Here is a 23,271-nt window from a genome sequence, read left to right as displayed (position 1 = left end):
TACTTTACGTAACCTTTGTAACGGATGTCACCTGATTAGAAATTGGATGTGTTTGCCCTATTACTTTAGAGGAACGCTTCTATAATCTACAGATTTTTTTTAACTTTGTTTATTCAAGTAAATAGAATAGTTCTAAATAACAAAAACTATACAATTGTGTCGAAAAAAATAGCCGAAACGCCCTTAATGAAACAATATTTTGAGATCAAGAGTAAACATCCTGATGCAATACTTTTATTTCGGGTGGGTGATTTTTACGAAACATTCTCACAAGATGCTATCGATACTGCCGAGATTGTAGGTATTACTCTCACCCGAAGAGCCAATGGAGCTGCCCAGTTTGTAGAGTTGGCAGGTTTCCCTCATCATGCATTAGATACTTATTTACCGAAACTTGTTCGTGCCGGGAGACGTGTTGCTATATGCGATCAGCTTGAAGACCCGAAACAAACTACCAAACTGGTAAAAAGAGGTGTTACTGAACTGGTTACTCCGGGGGTATCAATTAACGATCATATACTTAACCATAAAGAGAATAATTTCCTTTGTGCCATCCATTTTGCAAAGAAGAACTTCGGGATTTCGTTTCTTGATATATCTACAGGAGAATTTTTGATTGCAGAAGGTACAAAAGAATATATCGACAAGTTACTTGCTAATTTTTCACCTAAAGAAGTGTTAATCGAGCGCAGCAAAAAGAAACTGTTCGAAGAATATTTCGGTGCCCGCTTCTTTACATTCGAATTGGATGACTGGATTTTTACACAAGACGCTGCAAAAGACCGTCTGTTAAAACACTTCGAAACTAAAAACCTCAAAGGGTTTGGTGTTGAACATCTGTCGGACGGAATAATCTCTGCCGGAACCGTACTTCATTATCTGGATTCAACTCATCACACGCAGATAAGCCATATATCTTCTCTATCGAGGATAGAAGAGGACAGATACGTCCGTCTTGATAAGTTTACAGTACGCAGCCTGGAGGTTATCTCAACGATGAATGAGGGTGGAAAATCGTTGCTTGATATTGTCGATAAAACGATATCTCCAATGGGTGCACGTATGCTTCGCCGTTGGCTGGTTTTCCCTCTGAAAGAAGTAAAACCAATAAATGACCGTTTAGCGGTTATTGAATATTTTTTCCGTGATCCCGGTTTAAAACAAATACTCGAAGAAAAGCTTGCTCTTATCGGCGACTTGGAACGTATTATATCCAAGGTAGCGGTAGGACGTGTTACTCCTCGCGAGGTAGTTCAACTTAAAGTCGCTTTGAAAGCTATTCAGCCTATCAGGGATTTGTTTCTGGCTTCCGATGAGCCCAGTTTAAAGGAAATAGGTGAGCGGCTTAATCCCTGCCCCATCATTAGTGATAAGATAGATAAAGAGATACAAAACGATCCTCCTGCACTTCTCAACAAAGGAAATGTAATCAACAAAGGAGTAAACGAAGAACTGGATAAACTACGAGCTATTGCCTATTCCGGCAAAGACTATCTTTTACAGATACAGCAACGGGAGATAGAAGCTACAGGTATTACATCGCTAAAAATCAGCTTTAATAATGTTTTTGGTTATTATATCGAGGTTCGTAATTCGCACAAAGACAAAGTGCCTGCTGAGTGGATTCGTAAGCAAACACTTGTAAATGCAGAGCGATATATCACTCAGGAATTAAAAGAGTACGAAGAACAGATACTTGGTGCGGAAGAAAAAATCTTTGCTCTTGAAACTACCATCTATAATAATCTCGTAGCAAGCCTGATCGAATATATACCGACTATTCAGGTAAATGCAAATCTGATTGCCCGTACCGACTGCTTGCTTTCGTTTGCAAAAACAGCACAGGAAAACAAATACATCCGTCCTAATATAGAGGACTCTGATGTCCTCAATATAAAGAACGGAAGGCACCCCGTAATCGAAAAACAATTACCTCTTGGCGAGTCATATATTGCAAATGATGTATTTCTGGATAGTAATTCTCAACAGATTATTATCATCACAGGACCCAACATGGCGGGTAAGTCGGCTTTACTACGCCAGACTGCCTTAATTACATTAATGGCTCAGGCAGGAAGTTATGTGCCTGCCGAATCGGCTCAGATAGGTATTGTAGATAAGATTTTCACTCGTGTAGGAGCTTCCGATAATATTTCGTTAGGCGAATCGACCTTTATGGTGGAAATGAACGAAGCATCGGATATTCTAAATAACTTATCGGATCGCAGTTTGGTTTTATTTGATGAATTAGGGCGTGGGACAAGTACTTACGACGGTATATCTATTGCTTGGGCTATTGTGGAATACATACATGAGCATCCTAAGGCCAGAGCCAAGACTTTATTTGCAACTCACTACCACGAGTTGAATGAGATGGCTAAATCGTTTAAAAGAATCAAGAATTTTAATGTATCGGTAAAAGAAGCCGACAATAAGATAATATTCCTCCGTAAGTTAGTAAAAGGAGGCAGCGAGCACAGCTTCGGTATACATGTGGCAAAAATGGCAGGTATGCCTCAAAGTATTGTGAAACGTGCAGATACTATTCTTAAGCAGCTGGAGATCGATAATCGCAAGCAAGGTATTGCTAAACCTATTGCCGAAATTAATGAGAAAAGAGAAGGCTATCAACTTAGTTTCTTCCAGTTGGACGACCCTGTACTCAGTCAGGTTCGTGATGAGATTCACTCATTAGATGTAAATAACCTTACACCTATGGAAGCTTTGAATAAATTAAGTGATATCAAGAAAATTGTATCAGGCAAATAATATATAAACATATGAAAAACATTAACCTTTTAATTATATGGTTAGGAATCTGCGGACTATTATCCTCGTGCAATAGTGACGATTTTCCGGCTGAACCTGAAACAAAACAAGATCCCTCTGTATTTAAATATGTTTACAGCGGCAAACATTTTATCGAAGATTTTAATGTATATGCCGGACCAAAAGGTGAGAAAATTAATGTAGAAGAAGGTTTTGCAAAAAACTTTTGGGGAGAGTATTCTCTACTGGGTATTGCTTCATATGACACATTGATCATCAACAAACAAAATGACAGCATCTTCCTAAAAGATAATCGATCTACCCACGCTATAAAAATACGCATAAGTGAAGATACCATCAGAAAAGATCAAAATAACACCTTTGAATATTTCGGAAGAATAACAGATGACTCTACTTTTGTGATGAACCGAGCTTTCTATTATATCAATTATCGTGGAAGGGAAGAAGGACATAATTTATATCCTCATGTGGGTCATTACGGTTATTGGAGATATTATGAAAAGGCTCGTTTTGAAGAGTTCTTCCATGAGAACAGTTCTTTCGGCTCTTTGTCTGATATGAATCTAAAATCAGACACAATAGCCTACTTAACAGAATATTATATTTTTAAACTGAAAAAATCATATTAAAAAGCGGTCAAAATATCTGATCAAAACCTTAATCCAAGTCAAAATTAAATTTAACTAAATGTTCTACAAATTTTGACCATGACAAACGTTTTTTCTCAGTCCGTACATTATTTAAATAGGCTTGTTTACCATTTTCGAAATAGGACTTAATACCCTCCGAAATAGCTTTTGGAGAGACTTCAACTACAATACCGGTAGCAGAAGATAAAATAGTTTCACCCAATGCACCTACATTAGTAGCTATCATCGGCAGTTCCATCTGATAAGCAACAGCAACAACACCACTTTGTGTAGCATCCCGATAAGGCAGGACTAACACATCGGCAGCAGAAAATAATGTAGTCACCATATCATCGGGAATATACTGTTCGAAAACCTTAATATTCTCCTTAAAAGGTGATTGATCTATTAGTTGCTGATATTTTTGAAAATCACCATAACACTCTCCTGCTATGATTAGCTGATAGCTGTCATCTAAATAAGACATCGATTCTATCAACAAATCCAGACCTTTATAGTCACGGATAAGTCCGAAGAAAAGGAGGTTCTTTTTATCTGCATCTACATGTAAGAGTTTGCATGCTTCCGATTTGTCTATTCGCTCCTTATAGTGGTCATAAATAGGATGCGGAGTTACCATAACTTTAGGCTGAGAAATAAGATTTCCTAAATCATCTTTAACAGGCTCACTCAATACAATGAAACTGTCGCATTTCTTGAAGAAATATTTTGCGAATACTTTATCAAAAAAACGCTTTTCGTGAGGTATTGCATTATGAATAAGAGAAACAATCTTTATCTTATTATCCAACAAATGGCATACTGTTCCCAAAGCAGGTGCGACAAATGGCATCCAATAAGCAATAATTACAACATCCGGATTATATTTGTTTATAGCCTCAGCTGTAGATAGCCACGAGAAAGGATTTACACTATTAAGGATTCGTTCCGATTGAATAGACGAAGCGAAATCTTCTCCCTCTACGTATTGGGTTTTTCCGGGAAAAAGAAAGGATGGATATAATAAAGAAAAAGAAAACGCCGATACTTCTATACTTTCCGTCTCTTCCAGCTCTTGATAGAGTCGGTTGCTAAAGGAAGCAATTCCTCCCCTGTAAGGATAGAATGGTGATAGAATAGCTATTTTCATTGTTCAACTTCGTCTGTCTGATCTATATGTTTTTTCTTATAAAGAACTCGATCTACCTTTTTAAGTATCATTTCTTCAGTAATACTATTCAAACAAGCAATATCTTTCCTGTAACAGGGTATTTCGCCAAACACAGAGCAAGGATTGCACTCTATATCTGCTTGTATGGCATTATCAGGATCTTGTCCAAAACCATAGAAACCTAAATTTGGATGCGTTGCACCCCAGATTGACACAACAGGAACCTCAACCAACGATGCCAGATGCATATTAGCAGAATCCATAGAAATCATTATATCCAGATAAGACATTAAAAGAATCTCATTCTCCAGATTTAGCTTACCTGATACAGTGATTATATTAGAATACGTGTCTGCCCATTTTTCCATAAGAGCACGCTCTTCAGGTCCTGATCCAAATAAAAAGAGAGTAGTATCAAGTTGCTGAGAAAGCTTTGCGACAACATTCTCCATTTTATCAAGAGGATATACTTTTTCAGCATGCTTCGAGAAAGGAGCAACACCAATCCAACGCCCTTTCTTTTCTTTAACGATAGTTCTTAGAGGATATAAAGAACGCTCTTTTAGTTCAAAATAGTTTGTAAAAACCATTTCCGCCGGAAATCCGAGATCTTCAAAAACTTCCATATAACGCTCTATAGTAGGCATTAAAGGCGGATTTACTTTCTTGCTCTCAATCATTTGCCTCTTCTCGGCACGCCCTTTATCTATATGAGCTACATGCTTACCTAAAACAGACATGTAAAAGCGAATAATCTTTGTTCTCAGCACATCATGAACATCTGCTACATGAGTGTATTTATACCGGGTAACACTCCGCAGCAATCTGAATATTCCCCAAAATCCCTTGTGCTGCTTCTTTACATCAATTGTTACTGCATTTATGTTGAATCCCAAATTTTCGAATAACGGGGCAAAAGCTTTACGGGTCAACACTACAAAACGGTCCTGAGGATATCGTGCTGCCACAGAAAACACGACAGGAACCAGCATTGCAACATCGCCAAACGAAGATATTCGAGTAATTAAAACTCTCGCCATTGTAGATTTAAATATATTAACGTCTAAGACCTTTTTCTTGTTGTTATTAAATAAAACAACAATTATTCGTTATAACTGAATTTACTTATTTTTCTTTTCGTAAAGAACTGGGTTTAAATCAGGATCATTATACATCTTCATCTGTTTGTATACTTTCATATACTTCGATCCTGCTTCAATATCTTCAAGCAATTCATTAATTGCTGTAGAAAGATCCTTGCGTTGTTCAAGAAGGATGGCAAGTTTCTTTGAACACTGCTCATGATGCTCAGCATCCACTTCTTTACGATCCACTTCTTGTTGCATGTGATATAATTTCAACGCTAATATCGATAAACGATCTACTGCCCAAGCCGGACTTTCGGTATTTATCTTAGCATCTGCTTTGGGCTGTATATCTTTATATTTATCAAGAAAATAGCTGTCTATTAATTCCACTAAATCGGTACGATCCTGATTTGATTTATCGATACGACGCTTAAGTTCCAGCGCAGCCACCGGATCAATGTTAGGATCTCTTATTATATCTTCAAAATGCCATTGAACTGTATCTATCCAATTTTTTAAATACAGATAGTATTCTATCGTTTTCAGTTCATAAGGGTTAGATATAGCTGTATCAACATTATCTGTTGTATGATAATCTTTAATAGTCTGATCAAAGATCGAATTACACAAGCTCGTAAATTTCATATCAATAATTTTAGCAAAAGAATTAATAAATAATTTAAAACAAAAAAAGGCACCTTAAGTTCTCACACGTACTGCAAAAGAACAATATATGCTAAACAAAAATACCTCCAACCAATATCTACACAAATATAGATATTTTTTCTATATTTAACAGAGTTATTCCGATGAAATAGAAAAATAGATATACGTCAAATCAAAAATTATTTAGTTGCCCAATTTTCCCTATCGAGATTTCTATAGTTAATTGCTTCTGCCAAATGTTTAGACAGGACTTTCTCCGAACTATCGAGATCGGCAATAGTCCTCGAAACTTTAAGAATCCGATCATAGGCTCTTGCCGAAAGATTGAATCGATCCATTGCTGCCTTCAACAGCTGTAGCCCTTCCTGATCGGGCGTTGCATATTTACGCATCAACTTGGAGGTCATCTGAGCATTACTATGAATCGCAGGATGATCTTTAAATCGTTCATCCTGAATCTCTCTGGCTTTTATAACTCTTTGTCTTATTTCAGAACTATCTTCTGCCATTCCCGAATTAGAGATCTTTTCGAAAGGGACAGGCACGATTTCAATCTGAATATCGATTCGGTCTAACAGAGGCCCCGATATTTTATTCAGATATCTTTGTACAATTCCTTGAGAACAAACACACTGCTTTTCAGGATGATTAAAATACCCGCAGGGACATGGATTCATAGATGACACCAACATAAAACTAGCCGGATATTCTACAGCGAACTTCGATCGCGAGATTGATATAGAACGATCTTCTAAAGGTTGCCTTAAGACTTCAAGCACACTCCTGTTAAATTCGGGTAATTCATCCAAAAAAAGCACTCCATTGTGAGCCAGGCTAATTTCTCCGGGTTGAGGATAAATTCCTCCACCCACCATTGCTACATCAGAAATAGTATGGTGTGGAGAGCGAAAAGGGCGTATACACATCAGCGACGTATCGCCTCCTATCTTTCCTGCCACACTGTGTATTTTGGTTGTCTCCAAGGCTTCATGCAGCGTAAAAGGAGGAAGAATAGAAGGAATACGCTTTGCCATCATAGATTTACCTGCTCCGGGAGGACCTATCATTATGATATTATGCCCACCGGCAGCGGCTACTTCTATTGCCCGCTTTACATTTTCCTGCCCTTTGACATCTGAAAAATTAAATTCAAAATTCTGCTGATTATTAAGAAACTCAGCTCTTGTATCTATTATAACACGCTCCAATTCTAAATCGCCATTAAAGAAATCGACCACCTCAGCTATATTTTCGACTCCATACACCTCTAAGTTATTAACCACTCCTGCTTCTTTAGCATTTTTTTTAGGAACTATCAAGCCTTTAAATCCAAGCTCTCTCGCTTTAATCGCGATAGACAAAGCCCCTTTAATGGGAAGAATAGATCCGTCGAGAGATAATTCTCCCATCATCATATAGTCTTCTAATTTATCCGTTTTTAAACTATCTGAAGCAGACATTATTCCCACAGCTAGAGGAAGATCATATGCTGATCCTTCTTTTTTAATATCGGCAGGAGACATATTGATAACAATTTGTTGGCGTGGAAACTTATATCCATTGACTTGTAAAGCCGAGATAATACGCTCATGGCTTTCTTTTACTGAAGCATCAGGAAGTCCGACCAGCATAAATTTAATACCTTTCGAACAGTTAACTTCTATTGTTATTTGTGTTGCGTTAATTCCTTGTACGGCTGCGCCAAAAACTTTTACTAGCATCCTTTTGTGTTATAAGTAATAAAAAAAGAGAGATGAAACCTTCATCCGAACTTGTATCTGCAATGGCAAATATAAAAGAAAAAAAGAGAGATTTAGTTAAATCCCAAGAGTAAACGCATCAAACTTCTAATAAGGTGACATTCGTTACAAAAGTGACAAAAAGCAATCTATAAAGTGACGAAAGTGACTATTGAGTGTTACTTTTTAAATTTACACAATCAGCTGAATACCAGCCATCAGAAAATTAAAAAGTGACAAAAGTAACAAAAGTGACACTTTTTACAGGCTTTCTCTACTCTTGTTTTTTTGTTTACTTTTCATTGATAATTGTTCGTTGTGTTAATAGCGATTAATTCGGGTAAAGCAGTTTCTAACTATACTTTGATAACTGCTGATGGTTAACGGTTAACTGCCAACAGATAGATAAAATAACTCTTCTCTTTATTTATTCTTATATAACTCTAACAAAGCCTCAAAGGATACATCTCTATCCTCAATTATTCCATCTTTAGAAATAAGAATCATATAAGGGACTTCTGTCACATTATATTTTTTTACAGTTTGCGAATTCCATTTACGACCATCTAATAGTACTGTCCAATCTAACGAATTAGCAATTTCTATAATTTTAGGGTCGGGCGACTTATCATCTTCATCAATTACAATGGCTACAAACTGAACCTTATCTTTTAATTTCGCCTGAGTCTCTTTCATCAAAGTGAAGTAAGCCTCATTAGCCGGAGCGTCTTTGAGATCAAAGATCAACAAAACAGGTTTCCCTTTAAAATCTTTTAAGCTTACCGATTTTCCACGTGTACTCTGCAGGGTAAAATCGGGAGCAACAGAACCCACCATTGAGATTTTGACTCTGTCATAATATTCCTTTAAGGAAGTGGTCAGGTAAAAATTGGCAGCTTCGCCCTTCAATAATTCAATATCGTTACCTAACAAATCGAGTGAAATATTATTGATTGAAAAATCATTCATCAAAATCACTGCCGATATTTTGGCAGGATCGCTTTCCACACATTCACGAACACAGCGTGCCAATTGATAATTAATATTCTTTAATTCTGATACATCCAGATTTTCATTTTTTGCCAATACTCTATATCGCGACTGTAATATATTAGCATTCTTTTTCTTGAATTCAGCCAGATCATTATTGACTCTACCACCTCTTATCTCCACAAGGTCTCCTTCTAAGGCATCACCTGTAATACTAACCTTATAATCGGGTTCAAGAAAGAAACGGAGAGGTTTTAAGCCTTCTCCCATAAATAGAGAAACTAAAGCCTGAGACTCTACCTTTCCTTTATATGTGAACTTTCCTCCTTTGTCTACAGTAATAGTATCAATGGATATCGAATCCTTGGTCAGTTCTTTTACAGCATAAATTTCAGAGACTGAAAGATTTTCCAGTTTGCCTTCGACCGTAAAATTCGTATCCGAAGTATTGGTGCAACTTATTACGCTGAATATAATCAGACTGAATATAATCAGTCCTCTTATCATCACGGTAGAGATTTTCAAAGTTTTCAATTTCTTGATTTTTTAGTACAATTGACATGTACAAATATTATACCTAATTTATATAAAATGCTATTTATAGCAAATCTGACACAAAGATAGTATTTACGTTTAATCCATTCTTGCATATTTTCATTATTTTTAACAATAATTTATCAAATTTGTTCATCAAAAAAGTTCTTTTCTTCATGCTTAGCATTCTAATCAGAATAAGTATCTTTACTTTCTTATTTAAATAGTATAACTATGAAGATCCTGAAAACCTGTTTCCTTTCTATTTTTACTTTATCATCGTTTATTTCAATGGCACAAGACACATCCATTCAGCTCGGATTAGAAGATCTTATTCCGGGAGGTAATTCGTACGCTAAATATAGAATATCATTTCCCCAGAAGCTACAATGGTGGGGAGATAACCTCACATATATCAAAGGAGATTCCATACTGTCTGTTGCAAAATCTAAAGAACAAACAGACAACTTGATAATTGACAAAAAGACTATTAATGCAGGTTTGGAAGCCAGTAATAAGAAAACCATAAAATCTTTACTTTCGGTAAGTTTCCCATATGCAGACGAAAAGATAGTGATGCTCACCAATGGAGATGAAACTTATCTATATAATTTCGAATCGAATAAAGTTATAACTGATTATACTTTGTCTAAAGATGGAACCAATCAGGATTTTTCCGAGAAAAGTAAAACTTTTGCCTATACTAAGGATAATAATCTATATATAATATCACCATCCGGGCAGGAAGTAGCTGTTACTACCGATACTGACAAAGGTATCGTAAACGGACAGTCGGTTCATCGCAATGAATTTGGTATAAAGAAAGGAACCTTCTGGTCTCCTTCAGGAAAACAACTTGCATTTTACAGAATGGACGAAACAATGGTAACCGACTATCCTCTGGTAAATATTTCGGAACGGGTCGCAGAATTAAAAAATATCAAGTACCCGATGGCAGGAATGAAAAGCCATCATGTAACAGTTGGAATTTTCAATCCCGAAACACAACAAACCGTATTCTTAAAAACAGGGACACCCAAAGAAAAATACCTTACAAATATTGCATGGAGCCCCGATGAAAAATACATCTATCTGGCAGAATTAAACAGAGGACAAGATACTTGTAAATTGAACCGATATGAAGTAGCATCCGGAAAACTGGACGCTACATTATTCACCGAAACACATCCGAAATATGTGGAACCCGAAAATCCGGTACTATTTCTAAAGAGTGATCCCCAGTCTTTTATATGGCAGAGTAAGAAAGATGGGCACAATCATTTGTATCAATATGATCTAAATGGAAATCTAAAGAAACAACTAACGACCGGAAACTGGGATATTATTGAAATTTTAGGTTTCGACGAAGCGGGAAACAACCTCTATTATATCTCAACAGAAATATCTCCGATAGAGAAGCATATATATCAACTCAATCTGAAAAACGGAAAAAGAACTCAATTGTCGAAAGAGGAAGGAGCACATTCTGCTCAGTTAAGTTCATCCGGAAAATATATTGCAGATCGTTACACATCACAACATAATCCGGGAAAAGTTTCCATTACAGAAACAAAAACCAATAAAAGCTATACTTTCTTCGAAGCCAAAGACCCATACAGTAAAATAAACATGCCCGAAATAGAGATAGGATTTATAAAAGCAAATGATGATAAAACCGATCTGTATTATCGCTTGATAAAGCCGCTTAATTATGATCCTGCAAAGAAATATCCAACCGTGATATATGTATATGGAGGTCCTCACTCACAACTGGTAGATAATTCATGGATGGGACAAGCCCGCGGATGGGATATTTATATGGCTGAAAAAGGATATGTAGTATTTACAATCGACAACAGGGGAACATCAAACAGAGGAATAGATTTTGAAAACATCACACACCGCCAATTGGGAATAATAGAAACTGAGGATCAAATGACCGGAGTCAATTTCCTTAAATCATTACCTTATGTTGACTCTGACAGAATAGGTGTTCATGGCTGGAGCTATGGAGGATTTATGACTTTAAACCTAATGCTTCGCCATCCCGAAACATTTAAAGTGGGTGTAGCCGGAGGTCCTGTTACAGACTGGAAATATTATGAAATAATGTACGGAGAGCGTTATATGGACTCTCCTAAAGAGAACCCTGAAGGCTATTCTAAAACCAGTATGGTCGATCGTGCAGGAGACTTGAAGGGCAGACTTTTACTTATTCACGGAGACGAAGACCCTACTGTTGTATTGCAACATAATCTTCAATTTATGAAATCAGCTATCAAAAATGGCACCCACCCCGATTTGTTTATTTACCCGGGGCATGGGCATAATATGACGGGGCACGACCGTGTACACCTACATGAGCATATTACCCGTTACTTCGATAATTTCCTGGAATCGCTATAAGAAAAAAGTATCCTATATAAATAATTTCAATCACACAAATAAAAGGAATGCTGGCGACATATTTTATATTTAAGTCCAAATAGCCCTAAAGTGCTTTCTTTACCCATTTTTGGGTGGAGAGAATAGGATAGGCTGTTTTATGTTTTATAAGATATGATAAATAAATAATTTCCAAATCTTAAAATAAAAAACACTACAACTGTTAATTTGGTACATAAAACCTTAAAACGAATTAATCCCACATTTCCTCGTCCTTTAAAAGCTATCTTTACCAAATAAAAGTAGCATAATAACAAATTCGATTTATAGATATACATACGAATTATACTATGACTATACCTATATCACGTCTTCAGATATAAATATACTCATTTAGCATAAGAATATTCAGATCATATCCTACCTGTCTTTTCTCTGTATTCTGTAAATCTTTTTTTTCTACTTTTTGTTATAATTGATGAAGAACTGCTATAATACAAAAGACAACATTTGTATCATAGCTGCAAAAAATTGGGTATTGAATTAACAAAAAACAAATCATGAACAGTAAAAAACTCATTTTACTATTCTTTTGCATTCATGCGATAAACTTCACATATGCTCAAAAAGGTGTTGGGATTGGTACAATAAGTCCTCATCCATCTGCTATACTTCAGATTGAAAGTACAGACAAAGGAGTTTTATTCCCAAAAATCAGCTTAGCATCAAAAACAGATATAACTACTGTTTTAAATCCCACCACAGGGCTTTTAGTGTACAATACCGGAAATGGCGGTTTAGATACACCGGGATATGTGTATTGGAACGGGGCTGAATGGCAAAAATTAACACTCTCAACAGTGGTAAACCCTTCTATCACGGGTCTGCTATGTAATAGAGCTGATTTCACACCATCCACATTTACGGCAGGTGTTCCCTATGAGGGTACAATGACTATTCCATATACGGGAGGTAACGGTGGAGGATACAACACAGGCACACCCATAGCTTCAACCGGAAATACAGGGCTAACAGCAACACTTCAGAGAGGCGAATTAGCAACCGGCAACGGACAATTAGTATTCAGAATTACGGGTACACCTTCCGCTTCCTCTCCAACTGCCGCTATATTTAACATTAATGAACTGAATTTTAACTGCTCTGTTTCCTTAACAGGCAAGCAAATAGCGGTTGGCGAACAAATATCATTTATAGCCAGTTTAACTCAGGCACAAAATATAACAGGAGTTCTTTTATCAAACTATTATCCTACTCAGCTACCAACTGTTGATGGCCTAAGAATGGATCTTATCTCCAACGGAACAACCTATTATTATCCAAGAGTTTACAATGAAAGTTCTGAGCAAAAAATTGTAAGCTTCCAAACATTTTCGGTCGTAGGGCTTCAGAATGTTACAAATTTAAATAGAACTATCTATACAAAATCAGAGGTTACAGCTACAAACTGGGATTATATCAATGCAACTGCAAGGACTACTAACCCTGTATATCCTGTAGCATGGAGTTCTACCACATCTTCAACTGCTATTACAGATTTACAAGTACGGGTGGGTCCCTCGGAATGGAGATGGTATGAAATGACATGGTGGGCAATGGAAATAAATACTGTAAAAGTAATTTTCATGTCACTGGTAAGAAAATCATAATAGATATAATCATGAAAAAAAGAATCTTATTTTTATTTTTTTTCAGCCTTTGCTTATCCACGAACCTGATATATGCCCAAATAGGAATCGGAACCGAAACCCCCGACCATTCGAGTATACTTGATATAAGTAGTACCAATCAAGGGGTTTTATTTCCCAAAGTTGCATTATTATCAGATAAAGATCAGGTAACCGTAGCTAATCCGCAGGAAGGGCTTTTAGTATACAATACAGGAACAGGTGGTTTGAAATATCAAGGGCTTGTTTGCTGGGACGGAACAAGCTGGAAGAAAATCAACCTCACAGCTACCGCTTCTCCTGCTATATCAAATTTACAATGCGAAAATGCAAAAATGAGTCCTGCTCTTTTTAAAGCGGGAGTACCTTATAACGGAACTATGACCGTTCCCTACTCAGGTGGAAATGGCGGAAGTTATCTTGCAGGCAGCCCAATAATTTCAAACGGATACAATACCGGGCTAACGGCAACTTTGCAAGCAGGAACACTTCAATATGGCTCCGGTGAACTTACCTTTACATTAACAGGAACACCTTTGTACGACTCACCGGTACCCGCCATGTTCAACATCAATTTTCTGGGGCATAGTTGTAGTGCAGCCGTAAGCGGTGTAACCTTAGGTGTGGGGTTATCTTTAACTTTTATCACCTCGATACCTGCTACGGGTATAGCCGATAAGACATTGCTGTCATCTCTAAAAACAGGTCTGCCTGTTATCGATGGTTTAAGAATGGACTTGGAATACAATACAACAACGTATTACAGACCTCGGATTATCAACACCAATTCGACCAGTCAACTGATAAGCTTACAATCATTTGCAACTCAAGTGAATGAATACCGAAGCAATTTAAATCAGACCGTTTTAGCCGGAGCCAGTATGCAGGTTGATAATAATGACGCAGTTTATTGGACCACATCTGCGGCAGAAGTAATAACTGCCAATGTACAGGTACAGATTGTTTCGGGTGTGTGGCGATGGTATGAGATGAAATGGTGGGCGATGCAAATTGGCACGGAAAAAGTAATTTTCATGTCGGTTATAAGAAAAGCTTAATAAACTGATCCTAAACTAAATCGAAAATAATAAACAGACCTGAGACCTTAACAAGAAAATATACAAATGAATAAGAAAATCTTAACATTGATATTATTACAAGTATGCATAGGGCTGATGTATGCACAAGTAGGTATTGGTACACACGAAATTTCCCCTTCGGCAATGCTCGAGGTTAAGAGTAGTAACAAAGGAGTTATTTTTCCCCGTATAGCACTAAATTCGAATACGGATAAAATAACGATACCCAATCCATCCACAGGATTGACAATCTACAATACAGGTCTGGGTGACTTCAAAATAACAGGCTACATGAGTTGGGATGGCACCATGTGGGTCAAACTGCAATCCGAAGATATACAAGCTCCGGGTGTGTCGGGCATACAATGTACAGGAGCTAGCATGACTCCTTCTATTTTTAAGGCAGGAGTGCCTTATGAAGGAATTATGGAAATACCTTATGTGGGTGGTAATGGTGCATCTTATCCCGCAGGAACAGCTATTGCCTCAACAGGCAACACGGGTCTCACTGCAACTTTACAAGCGGGAATACTGCAACAAGGTAATGGCGTATTGAGATATACTTTATCTGGAACTCCACTGCTCGACTCTCCCGCAACCGCTTATTTTAACATCAATGTACTAGGCAATACTTGCACTGCAGGTGTAAGTGGCAGCTTGGTATTAGAGATCGGAAGCTTTATCACATTCTCAGGCATATTTAATACAACCGGTTTCGCAGGTAATAGTCAAATTCTTTTATCCAGCCAGTTTCCCGATCAATTGCCCGTTATCGACGGCTTAAGGATGGATTTGGCATACTACGATCCAACCTTTTACTTCCCTCGTATCTATAATGTCTCATCCCAACCACAACTAATTAGTTTACAAACATTTGCAACAGAGGTAAATCAGAACCGTACCGCACTCAACCAAACTATTACAACCGGTGGTTTTATTCAGGTTGATATTGATAATACTGTTTATTGGACAACTGTTTATGCTGAGGTCATAACCTCTAATGTACAGGTACAAGTTAGTCCGGGAGTATGGCGTTGGTACGAAATGAAATGGTGGGCGATGCAAACAGATGCCCAAAACAATTACAGTAAAACAATATTTATGTCTGTAACGCGAAAAGCATAACCATCACAACCCATGTATATGAGAAAGGCACAGGTGAATTACCTGTGCCTTTCTCATTTTAGATAAATAAAGCTCTACACTGAAATATTACTTTACTTTATTCAAAGTAAACGTAGCCAATACAGCCTTATGGTCGGTAGGCCAAATACCTTTACCTATTTCAAAAGAATCTTGTGTATTGTCCTTTACTCTTTTACTATATGCTATAGAACCATCAGGTCCCCAAATCACTGCGTTGGTCAACTCCAATCCATCAAAAGGTGCATAATATATAAAATCGATACGCTCCCGCTCATCTTCGTCAGGTGTCCAAGTCAATTTATTTATATCCATCAGAGGATTATCCGCAGGAAAAGTTATACCCGGATGAGTCACGGGATCGGGATATGCTTTACGGTATGCATCAATATATCCCTCATCAGTAAGTAAAATGCTTACAGTCCACGGCACAATCATACCATGACGGGAAAACATATCTTTGGTTTTTTCCGTCCAATCCAGATGAGACGGTTCATTAAAATCTCCACCTATAATCACAATACGGTTTTTATCTCTATCCTCTTTTGCTTTCGCAAGTATGGCTTTCATTCCATCATCTCTCAAAGACAAGGTATTGTTTGTCAAAATTGAATCGACATCAAGCATGGGCGGACGCTTTTTCCACGTAGAGCCATCATAACCTTTTACGTCATAATAAGTACAATTGAGGTAATCGAGATGGGTTGTATAAAGAGCAACTTCCTGTCCGTTCATATCTATGAGTGCCCTGTAAGCACTCCCATGATCATCAACACAAGGGTATACAGTGGTTGAATCTATAATAGGATAACGGGAAAGAATACCCGAATCGTAACTGTAGAATGAATAGAAAACTTGTCCGCTATCTTTTAGTGATTGGACAATCCTGTCGCAAAAACGAGTGTCTTTGTAATTTCGGACTTCGCTCAATGTTACAAAATCGGCTTTTGAATCCAGTATTTGCTGAACAATAGCCTTGTAGCCATCAGGTACTACAGTCCCTTCCTGCCAAATATTAAATTGAAGAACTTTGAATGTTTCAACATCCGAAACAGCATCTGTCTTATTCGTTTTTCCTCCACAACTCAAAAGAAGAAAAGAAATACAGAATAAATAAATAAACTTTTTCATAATACAATTGATTTAAGGTATGATCATAATAAAGAACAAAGCTACCAAACGTTGATCTAATTACCTTAATATTAAAACTCTAAAATAAAAAGACGAGTTAAATAATTATAAAAAATAATCCTTTATATTTGCCTATACCTACCTAAAACTAATAATTATGAGTTTCGATCTATATCTATATAAGCGTAAAGAGAGTGAAATAACACAACAGAACATTACAGACTATCTGAATGATAATTTACCATTCAATATCAGTGAATATTCACACCAATGGTATTATTCAAATGAAAAGACCGGAGTGTATTTTATAATAGAAAAAATAGAAGAAGAGGATTTAGAAGACTTTCCTATTTTTGAAGATTTCATCTCTCTGAATTTCACTCTCTACATCAATTATTTACGTCCGTCATATTTCGGTCTTGAGATTTTCCCTCTGATTGATAAACTTATGATTGACTTAGATATATACATTTTCAATCCTCAAGAAGATTCAGAAATAAATACTCCTTACCAATTTGATAAGAATCATTTACAGAATCAATGGGTAGAGCAGAACAATCAGTTTAGTTTAGTTAATTACATGGATTGTGACCTCCAATATTTCCCTCTGGAAGAATCGAATTATGCATGGAAGTACATGTACCAAAGAGAACATTTGCAAGAAAGTCTAACGGAAGATGTATTTGTTTGTGGTATTTTTTTTATTAAAAACAAATTGAACAACATTATCTATACATTTACAATATGGCCAGAACATCTACCCATAATTATACCACCTGTTGATTATGTTATGATCGTCAAGAAGTATAGAAAGTTATTCAAAAAAGTAGAGGAGTCCGGATTGGTTCCTTATAACTCTGTCATAGATAAATTTAAAGATTATTTTAAACCGTTTGAATCTGAGATACCCGATCTTATGATTATAAGTTTAATCGATTCTGATAAAATTTCAAAACAATTCAACCAGATAAAGTTATGGAAAACAGTTGAAGAGTTCGGTATTATGATTTCTAAAGATAGTTTTGTCAACGTAAAACCGGATTAATAAAAATGCCCTGTAAACCAATCAGTATACAGGGCATGAGTTTTTATTATAAAGCTTTATTTCAATTCTTCAAGAATAGTTATCAGATAATCATAGAATCTTTCTACAGTATCTATCTCCACTAATTCGTCAGGAGAATGAGGATTCATAATAGTAGGACCAAAAGATACTATATCCAAGCCGGGAGTGCTATCAAGAATGATACCACATTCCAGACCTGCATGCACAACCTGCACAACAGGATCTTTGCCAAATTTTCTGATATATATATCTTTCATTACCTCCAAAGCTGCAGAATTTGCATTTGGCTGCCAGCCCGGATAAGCATTTACAGCCTCTACTTTGGCATCAGCCAAAGAGAATAAGCTATTTATACTTGAATCAAGTGCATATTTTTTTGTTTCGGAAGAACTACGTGTAAGGAATTTTATCTCTACCAAACCTTCACTCGATTTTACAGAAGCTATGTTTGTAGATGATTCTACAATACCCGGGAAATCCTGTAACATACTGATAACACCATTTGGACATGCTTCAACAGCATTAATAAGATCATCTTGGATTTCTTCCGGAATCAATGATTTTGGTAAATCGGTTTTCTCAGCTTTAAGAGACAGTTTATCCTCAATACTTTTATACTCTTCGCTATAGATTTCTTGATATTCGTCTACTAAATCTAACAAGTCATCTACATTCTCAGCAGGAACTGTCACTATCGCGAATGCTTCTCTAGGTATTGCATTACGAAGCGAACCTCCGTCAATGAATGACAAACGAGCTTCTACTTCGGCTACAGCTTGTTTAAGGAAACGGAACATCAATTTATTGGCATTACCACGACCTAAATGAATCTCTCCACCCGAGTGTCCGCCTCTAAGTCCTGTAAGGCTTATTTTCAGAGCAACATCACCTGCAGGAACTTCCACTTCTTTAAATTGCCAGGATACATTTTCATCAATACCTCCTGCACAACCTACACAAAGTTCTCCTTCTTCTTCCGTATCCAGATTCAAAAGAATACTACCTGTTAAGAATCCCGATTCAAGACCAAAAGCACCTACCATGCCTTCTTCCTCATCAATAGTAAACAGTCCTTCTATTTTACCATGCTTAAGGCTGTTGTCCTCCAGAATGGCTAAAATAGCAGCAGCTCCTATGCCATTGTCCGCACCTAAAGTAGTAGAGCGTGCTTTCACCTTATCTCCTGCAATGTATGCATCAATCGGATCTTTCAAAAAATCGTGTTTTACATCCGAGTTCTTTTGAGGAACCATATCTAAGTGTGCCTGCAAAATTACGGTAGGAGCATTCTCCATACCTTTCGAAGCCGGTTTTGTAACAAGTACATTACCCACTTTATCTTGCTTAACATCTATATTGAGCGATTTTGCAAAATCAACTACATATTTCTCTACAGCTTTTGTATGTCCTGTTGGACGAGGTATCTGAGTCAACTCATAAAAATGTTTCCAAACACTTTCCGGTTTTAGGTTTAATATTTCTTTTGCCATAATAATTGTATTTTATTTTTCAACTTTTCCGTTGGATGTAATTTTAACTCTCTGTAGAGTCTGATCAGGGTCTGCATAAGCATCATACTTGGTAATTTCTAGCGAATGCTCCTTAAGATTTATGATAGAAGTAGTTGACCAAGCACCTTCAGCGTTGTCATAATACACTTCAACCGCATCAATAAGGGTATGATTTTTTGTATAATTGGCTAACCAGATAGCTCTTTCCGATTCGTACTCTTCGTATATCAAATACGACTTGAATGAATCTCCCCAACTTAGCTCTTTGATAATATAATATGAGAATTGATCTTCTCCACCTTTCAATCGGGTAAAGGCTTCAAGTTTATATAAATCTTTATCGGCAAACTGTTTATCGAGACTACTCTGTTCCCAAGCCTGAATAAAATCAGCGTCCACCAATATCTTATTTTCGCTGTCCTGCTCTTCTTTAGTTGTATTTGAGCCGATACTTTTACCTTCAATAGGTTGGCTGTATGAAGATATAACAAATCCTAAGCTTAGGATTACAAATAATATTTTTTTCATTACATGTCCATTTTTGATAGAATAAAGGTACTCATAAAATAGACATCACAAGGAATAATTAACTAGACTATTTACAAAGATACTTCAGCAGATTATTTATTTCTATTTTTAACGGTCAATGCTCCCATACTGAATAAACCACACAACACAATCCATAATGATTGTATAGCAAATACGGCAAATGCAAATGCTTCTCCCGAATCTTTAGTTACACCATACAATCCCAGAGATAGTACTACTGCCGCATGCCAAACACCCATTCCTCCATTGGTTGGGATAGCCATACTTAAACTACTCAAAGCAAAAGCAATCAAACCAGCAGTAAGTCCTAGATCTTTGGTGAAATCAAAGGCATAGAATGTTATATAGAAATATAGAAAATAGGAGAACCAAATACCAATTGTATATAGTAGAAAGCGTCCTTTTCTTTTCATTTTGAATACGGTCTGCATATCGCGACCCAGTCCTTTAAAAAGATTGGTAAGCTTGATGATTGGTGTTGTATTTTTAAATAGTTTATAAATTACAATAACCAAAACAATGGCAGCAATTACTCCGCCAATCATCCACACTGACGAGAAAATACTAGCAAGGGAATTAGACAAAGCGGCATGTTCCTTAATATAAGAGAGAAAAAATTCGACATTAAAGCAACACGCCAATAAAATGATGCAGGCTACAGTTACCGTGTCGCTAACCCTATCGAGAAGCATAGTACCAAAAAGTTTAGCAAAAGGTATCTTCTCATCCTTAGCAACTACGGCACATCTCCACACTTCGCCTCCACGAGGGATTGCAATGTTTACGGCATAACTACCTAACACGGCATATATTAAACTCGATGCCGGAGGATTGTATCCCAGTGGCTCTATTAAAAGTTTCCATCTGAGACCACGGATAACATTACCCAATGCTCCAAAAATCAGAGAAAACAGAAGTATTGCAAAATTAGCATCTTTGATAGTGATCCACATTTTACCAAAATCAGTATCGCGATACAAAAGCCATAACACAACTACCCCCAAGGCTAGCGGGATAAGTACTTTTAAGAATTTACTTATTACTGACCCTTCTTTCTGAGGTTCTTCGGTTTGATTAATATCCATTATGTTTACTTATTCGGTGGAAATGAATGCCATTGATGAGTATTCCAATGATAAATTCATTAACTTTGTTCGTTGCAAATATAAGGATATATTAATAATATGTAAAGTAAAATATTTGTTGCTGTATTTTTTAATATTAACAGGCTCTGGTTGCTACACAACTAAAGCAATAAATAGGTCGGAAACTTTAAGTATATAGATGGGAGATGTAAGAGCAAAGAAATTTCTGGGACAACACTTTTTGAAGGATTTGCAAATAGCAAAACAAATAGCCGATACGTTAGATAATTTTCCGGATACTCCCATTATAGAAGTTGGGCCGGGAATGGGCGTTCTCACCCAATATTTACTCGAAAAAAGCAGAGATCTCACAGTTATCGAGATCGACAGAGAGTCGGTTCCTTATCTAAACGAACATTTTCCTGCACTTAAAGACCATATTATTGAAGGAGATTTTCTTCAATTGAATCCTACTGATATTTATCCCGATCAGTTTTGTATTATAGGAAACTACCCCTATAATATTTCATCTCAGATATTCTTCAAAGTACTCGATTACAAAGAACACATCCCTTGCTGTTCGGGCATGCTTCAAAAAGAAGTTGCCGAACGCATTGCCTCCAAACCGGGAAAAAAGGCATACGGAATACTAAGCGTACTTCTTCAGGCATGGTATGATATTGAATATCTATTCACGGTGAGTGAAGTTGTATTCGATCCGCCTCCCCGTGTTAAATCTGCCGTAATACGACTGGTGCGTAATAACCGCGAAAGTTTAGGCTGTGATGAAAAATTATTCAAAACTGTTATTAAAACATCTTTCAACCAACGCCGCAAGACATTGCGTAATTCGATGAAACCGCTGTTGGGAAAAGATAACGATATATATGCTGATCCTATTTTTGACAAACGCCCCGAACAATTGTCAGTTGAGGAGTTTGTATATTTGACGAATCTCACACGAGAACACATGCCACAAGGAGCAGAAGACGCGGGCATCCAGCGAAAAGAATAAGGTCTATGACCTTACTTGTAACCAGTAACTCATAACTAAATACTTATTATGTCTGAAGTAAGATTGTTCTATCACAAAGACAATGTAATTCGTATAAGTCGTAGCATCGAATTTTTAAAGACTAATCCTATAAAGAATTTTTTATGGATAGACTTAAACAATGTTGATGAAGAAATAGAAAACGAATTAGAAGACTATCTGAAAATATATATTCAGGAAGAAGAAGAGATGATCGAGATCGAGATGTCGTCCCGATACATCGAAACGTACGATTCGCTGGTAGTCAATTTTAATTTCTTACGACCCAATTTTGATAAAGAACTGGTTTCATTTATTCTTAAGAATAACATTCTTATTACTGTACGTGACGAGGATCTGACTTCATTTCAGGAGACAGTAAAAAAGATATCCGCCAATCCGCGCAATTACCCCACAGGCTACCATGTATTTGTTGCCCTACTGGAAACTCGTGTTGAAGTAGATGCTGACATGATCGAGGAAATGACTCAAAAGATTACCACATTAAGTAATAGCCTTAGTATGGAAGAAGCCGATGAAGAGCTGTTGATGGAAATCAAAGACCTTCAGGAAAAGACAATGATGCTTCGTGAAAATATTATTGAAAAACAACGGGCTGTATCGAGTATGTTGAAAAGCGAACTAATCAATAGAGAATTACACGGTAAACTTACCATCATTGTAAAAGATATAAATTCGCTACTCGAACACATCAAATTTAGTTTTGACAGACTTGACTATTTACAAGATACATTCCTCGGGTTTGTTAATATCGAGCAGAATAAGATCATCAAGATATTTACAATTATATCGGTCATCTTTATGCCCCCTACCCTTATTGCAAGCATCTATGGGATGAACTTTGCTATCATGCCCGAATTGCAATGGGAGTATGGCTATATTGTAGCTATTGTATTCATGTTAGCCTCTTCGGGTGGTATACTTGTATACTTCAAGAGGAAAAGGTGGCTGTAAGGCATACATCGACAATAAAATA

General features: G+C 36.8%; 18 protein-coding genes. 9 read left to right on the top strand and 9 right to left on the bottom strand.

What is annotated here, in order from left to right:
• The first annotated feature begins 186 nt into the window (after nt 1-186).
• The gene (mutS, locus tag CLV62_RS13210; RefSeq protein ID WP_170120058.1) at nt 187-2,769 is read left to right on the top strand and encodes a DNA mismatch repair protein MutS; all 2,583 of its coding nucleotides are present in this window, start codon (nt 187-189) and stop codon (nt 2,767-2,769) included.
• A gap of 11 nt (nt 2,770-2,780) precedes the next feature.
• Nucleotides 2,781-3,419, top strand: coding sequence for a hypothetical protein (locus CLV62_RS13205; RefSeq protein ID WP_110311253.1), 639 nt, complete (start codon nt 2,781-2,783; stop codon nt 3,417-3,419).
• A 28-nt stretch (nt 3,420-3,447) separates the two neighbouring features.
• Here CLV62_RS13205 and CLV62_RS13200 read toward each other — a convergent pair whose 3' ends face one another.
• The 5 genes from CLV62_RS13200 to CLV62_RS13180 all read right to left on the bottom strand — a co-directional run bounded on the left by CLV62_RS13200 (nt 3,448) and on the right by CLV62_RS13180 (nt 9,607).
• Nucleotides 3,448-4,569: a glycosyltransferase gene (locus CLV62_RS13200; RefSeq protein ID WP_110311252.1), complete on the bottom strand. Its 1,122-nt coding sequence runs from the start codon at nt 4,567-4,569 to the stop codon at nt 3,448-3,450.
• Nucleotides 4,566-5,630, bottom strand: a complete 1,065-nt coding sequence (locus tag CLV62_RS13195; RefSeq protein WP_110311251.1) for a glycosyltransferase family 9 protein — start codon at nt 5,628-5,630, stop codon at nt 4,566-4,568. The genes CLV62_RS13200 and CLV62_RS13195 overlap by 4 nt, the downstream gene beginning before the upstream one ends.
• Before the next feature lie 81 nt (nt 5,631-5,711).
• A complete protein-coding gene (locus CLV62_RS13190; RefSeq protein ID WP_110311250.1) occupies nt 5,712-6,323 on the bottom strand; it encodes a DUF4254 domain-containing protein in 612 nt (203 codons plus the stop codon).
• 200 nt (nt 6,324-6,523) lie between these two features.
• Nucleotides 6,524-8,065: a YifB family Mg chelatase-like AAA ATPase gene (locus CLV62_RS13185; protein ID WP_110311249.1), complete on the bottom strand. Its 1,542-nt coding sequence runs from the start codon at nt 8,063-8,065 to the stop codon at nt 6,524-6,526.
• A gap of 441 nt (nt 8,066-8,506) precedes the next feature.
• Nucleotides 8,507-9,607, bottom strand: a complete 1,101-nt coding sequence (locus CLV62_RS13180; protein WP_146212744.1) for a DUF4369 domain-containing protein — start codon at nt 9,605-9,607, stop codon at nt 8,507-8,509.
• 234 nt (nt 9,608-9,841) lie between these two features.
• On the opposite strand from CLV62_RS13180, the gene CLV62_RS13175 reads away from it, so the two are divergent.
• The 4 genes from CLV62_RS13175 to CLV62_RS13160 all read left to right on the top strand — a co-directional run bounded on the left by CLV62_RS13175 (nt 9,842) and on the right by CLV62_RS13160 (nt 15,881).
• Entirely contained in the window at nt 9,842-12,013 is a 2,172-nt protein-coding gene (locus CLV62_RS13175; protein WP_110311247.1) for a S9 family peptidase, read from the top strand.
• 539 nt (nt 12,014-12,552) lie between these two features.
• Complete coding sequence (locus CLV62_RS13170; RefSeq protein WP_110311246.1) at nt 12,553-13,659, top strand: hypothetical protein; 1,107 nt, start codon at nt 12,553-12,555, stop codon at nt 13,657-13,659.
• An 11-nt stretch (nt 13,660-13,670) separates the two neighbouring features.
• A complete protein-coding gene (locus CLV62_RS13165) occupies nt 13,671-14,735 on the top strand; it encodes a hypothetical protein (protein WP_146212743.1) in 1,065 nt (354 codons plus the stop codon).
• Between the two features lie 66 nt (nt 14,736-14,801).
• Nucleotides 14,802-15,881 (top strand): hypothetical protein, encoded by a 1,080-nt coding sequence (locus CLV62_RS13160; RefSeq protein WP_110311244.1) that lies wholly within the window; start codon nt 14,802-14,804, stop codon nt 15,879-15,881.
• Nucleotides 15,882-15,968: 87 nt separating this feature from the next.
• Here CLV62_RS13160 and CLV62_RS13155 read toward each other — a convergent pair whose 3' ends face one another.
• Nucleotides 15,969-17,030: an endonuclease/exonuclease/phosphatase family protein gene (locus CLV62_RS13155; protein WP_110311243.1), complete on the bottom strand. Its 1,062-nt coding sequence runs from the start codon at nt 17,028-17,030 to the stop codon at nt 15,969-15,971.
• Nucleotides 17,031-17,187: 157 nt separating this feature from the next.
• Between CLV62_RS13155 and CLV62_RS13150 the strand changes: the two genes are divergently transcribed.
• Entirely contained in the window at nt 17,188-18,075 is an 888-nt protein-coding gene (locus CLV62_RS13150; RefSeq protein ID WP_110311242.1) for a hypothetical protein, read from the top strand.
• Between the two features lie 56 nt (nt 18,076-18,131).
• Here the strand turns inward: CLV62_RS13150 and CLV62_RS13145 are convergent, their stop codons facing one another.
• The 3 genes from CLV62_RS13145 to CLV62_RS13135 all read right to left on the bottom strand — a co-directional run bounded on the left by CLV62_RS13145 (nt 18,132) and on the right by CLV62_RS13135 (nt 21,241).
• A complete protein-coding gene (locus tag CLV62_RS13145) occupies nt 18,132-19,586 on the bottom strand; it encodes an aminoacyl-histidine dipeptidase (RefSeq protein WP_110311241.1) in 1,455 nt (484 codons plus the stop codon).
• 12 nt (nt 19,587-19,598) lie between these two features.
• On the bottom strand, nt 19,599-20,135 hold the full coding sequence (locus CLV62_RS13140; RefSeq protein WP_110311240.1) for a hypothetical protein: 537 nt from the start codon (nt 20,133-20,135) through the stop codon (nt 19,599-19,601).
• Between the two features lie 92 nt (nt 20,136-20,227).
• Nucleotides 20,228-21,241, bottom strand: a complete 1,014-nt coding sequence (locus CLV62_RS13135) for a lysylphosphatidylglycerol synthase transmembrane domain-containing protein (protein ID WP_245904092.1) — start codon at nt 21,239-21,241, stop codon at nt 20,228-20,230.
• Nucleotides 21,242-21,440: 199 nt separating this feature from the next.
• Here CLV62_RS13135 and rsmA point away from each other — a divergent pair, with 199 nt between their 5' ends.
• Nucleotides 21,441-22,256, top strand: a complete 816-nt coding sequence (gene rsmA, locus CLV62_RS13130) for a 16S rRNA (adenine(1518)-N(6)/adenine(1519)-N(6))-dimethyltransferase RsmA (RefSeq protein ID WP_110311239.1) — start codon at nt 21,441-21,443, stop codon at nt 22,254-22,256.
• A 48-nt stretch (nt 22,257-22,304) separates the two neighbouring features.
• On the top strand, nt 22,305-23,249 hold the full coding sequence (gene corA / locus CLV62_RS13125; RefSeq protein ID WP_110311238.1) for a magnesium/cobalt transporter CorA: 945 nt from the start codon (nt 22,305-22,307) through the stop codon (nt 23,247-23,249).
• The last annotated feature ends 22 nt before the right edge of the window (nt 23,250-23,271 follow it).

Origin of the sequence: Indolivaga alginatilytica, from assembly GCF_003201355.1 — a bacterium.
Lineage (GTDB): Bacteria > Bacteroidota > Bacteroidia > Bacteroidales > Dysgonomonadaceae > Dysgonomonas_A > Dysgonomonas_A alginatilytica.
This window is presented reverse-complemented; position numbering and strand designations above follow the sequence as displayed.

Coding starts and splice junctions, on each gene's coding strand:
- mutS (WP_170120058.1), top strand. CDS start 187: ATGAAACAATATTTTGAGATCAAGAGTAAACATCCTGATGCAATACTT.
- CLV62_RS13205 (WP_110311253.1), top strand. CDS start 2,781: ATGAAAAACATTAACCTTTTAATTATATGGTTAGGAATCTGCGGACTA.
- CLV62_RS13200 (WP_110311252.1), bottom strand. CDS start 4,569: ATGAAAATAGCTATTCTATCACCATTCTATCCTTACAGGGGAGGAATT.
- CLV62_RS13195 (WP_110311251.1), bottom strand. CDS start 5,630: ATGGCGAGAGTTTTAATTACTCGAATATCTTCGTTTGGCGATGTTGCA.
- CLV62_RS13190 (WP_110311250.1), bottom strand. CDS start 6,323: ATGAAATTTACGAGCTTGTGTAATTCGATCTTTGATCAGACTATTAAA.
- CLV62_RS13185 (WP_110311249.1), bottom strand. CDS start 8,065: ATGCTAGTAAAAGTTTTTGGCGCAGCCGTACAAGGAATTAACGCAACA.
- CLV62_RS13175 (WP_110311247.1), top strand. CDS start 9,842: ATGAAGATCCTGAAAACCTGTTTCCTTTCTATTTTTACTTTATCATCG.
- CLV62_RS13170 (WP_110311246.1), top strand. CDS start 12,553: ATGAACAGTAAAAAACTCATTTTACTATTCTTTTGCATTCATGCGATA.
- CLV62_RS13165 (WP_146212743.1), top strand. CDS start 13,671: ATGAAAAAAAGAATCTTATTTTTATTTTTTTTCAGCCTTTGCTTATCC.
- CLV62_RS13160 (WP_110311244.1), top strand. CDS start 14,802: ATGAATAAGAAAATCTTAACATTGATATTATTACAAGTATGCATAGGG.
- CLV62_RS13155 (WP_110311243.1), bottom strand. CDS start 17,030: ATGAAAAAGTTTATTTATTTATTCTGTATTTCTTTTCTTCTTTTGAGT.
- CLV62_RS13150 (WP_110311242.1), top strand. CDS start 17,188: ATGAGTTTCGATCTATATCTATATAAGCGTAAAGAGAGTGAAATAACA.
- CLV62_RS13145 (WP_110311241.1), bottom strand. CDS start 19,586: ATGGCAAAAGAAATATTAAACCTAAAACCGGAAAGTGTTTGGAAACAT.
- CLV62_RS13140 (WP_110311240.1), bottom strand. CDS start 20,135: ATGAAAAAAATATTATTTGTAATCCTAAGCTTAGGATTTGTTATATCT.
- CLV62_RS13135 (WP_245904092.1), bottom strand. CDS start 21,241: ATGGATATTAATCAAACCGAAGAACCTCAGAAAGAAGGGTCAGTAATA.
- rsmA (WP_110311239.1), top strand. CDS start 21,441: ATGGGAGATGTAAGAGCAAAGAAATTTCTGGGACAACACTTTTTGAAG.
- corA (WP_110311238.1), top strand. CDS start 22,305: ATGTCTGAAGTAAGATTGTTCTATCACAAAGACAATGTAATTCGTATA.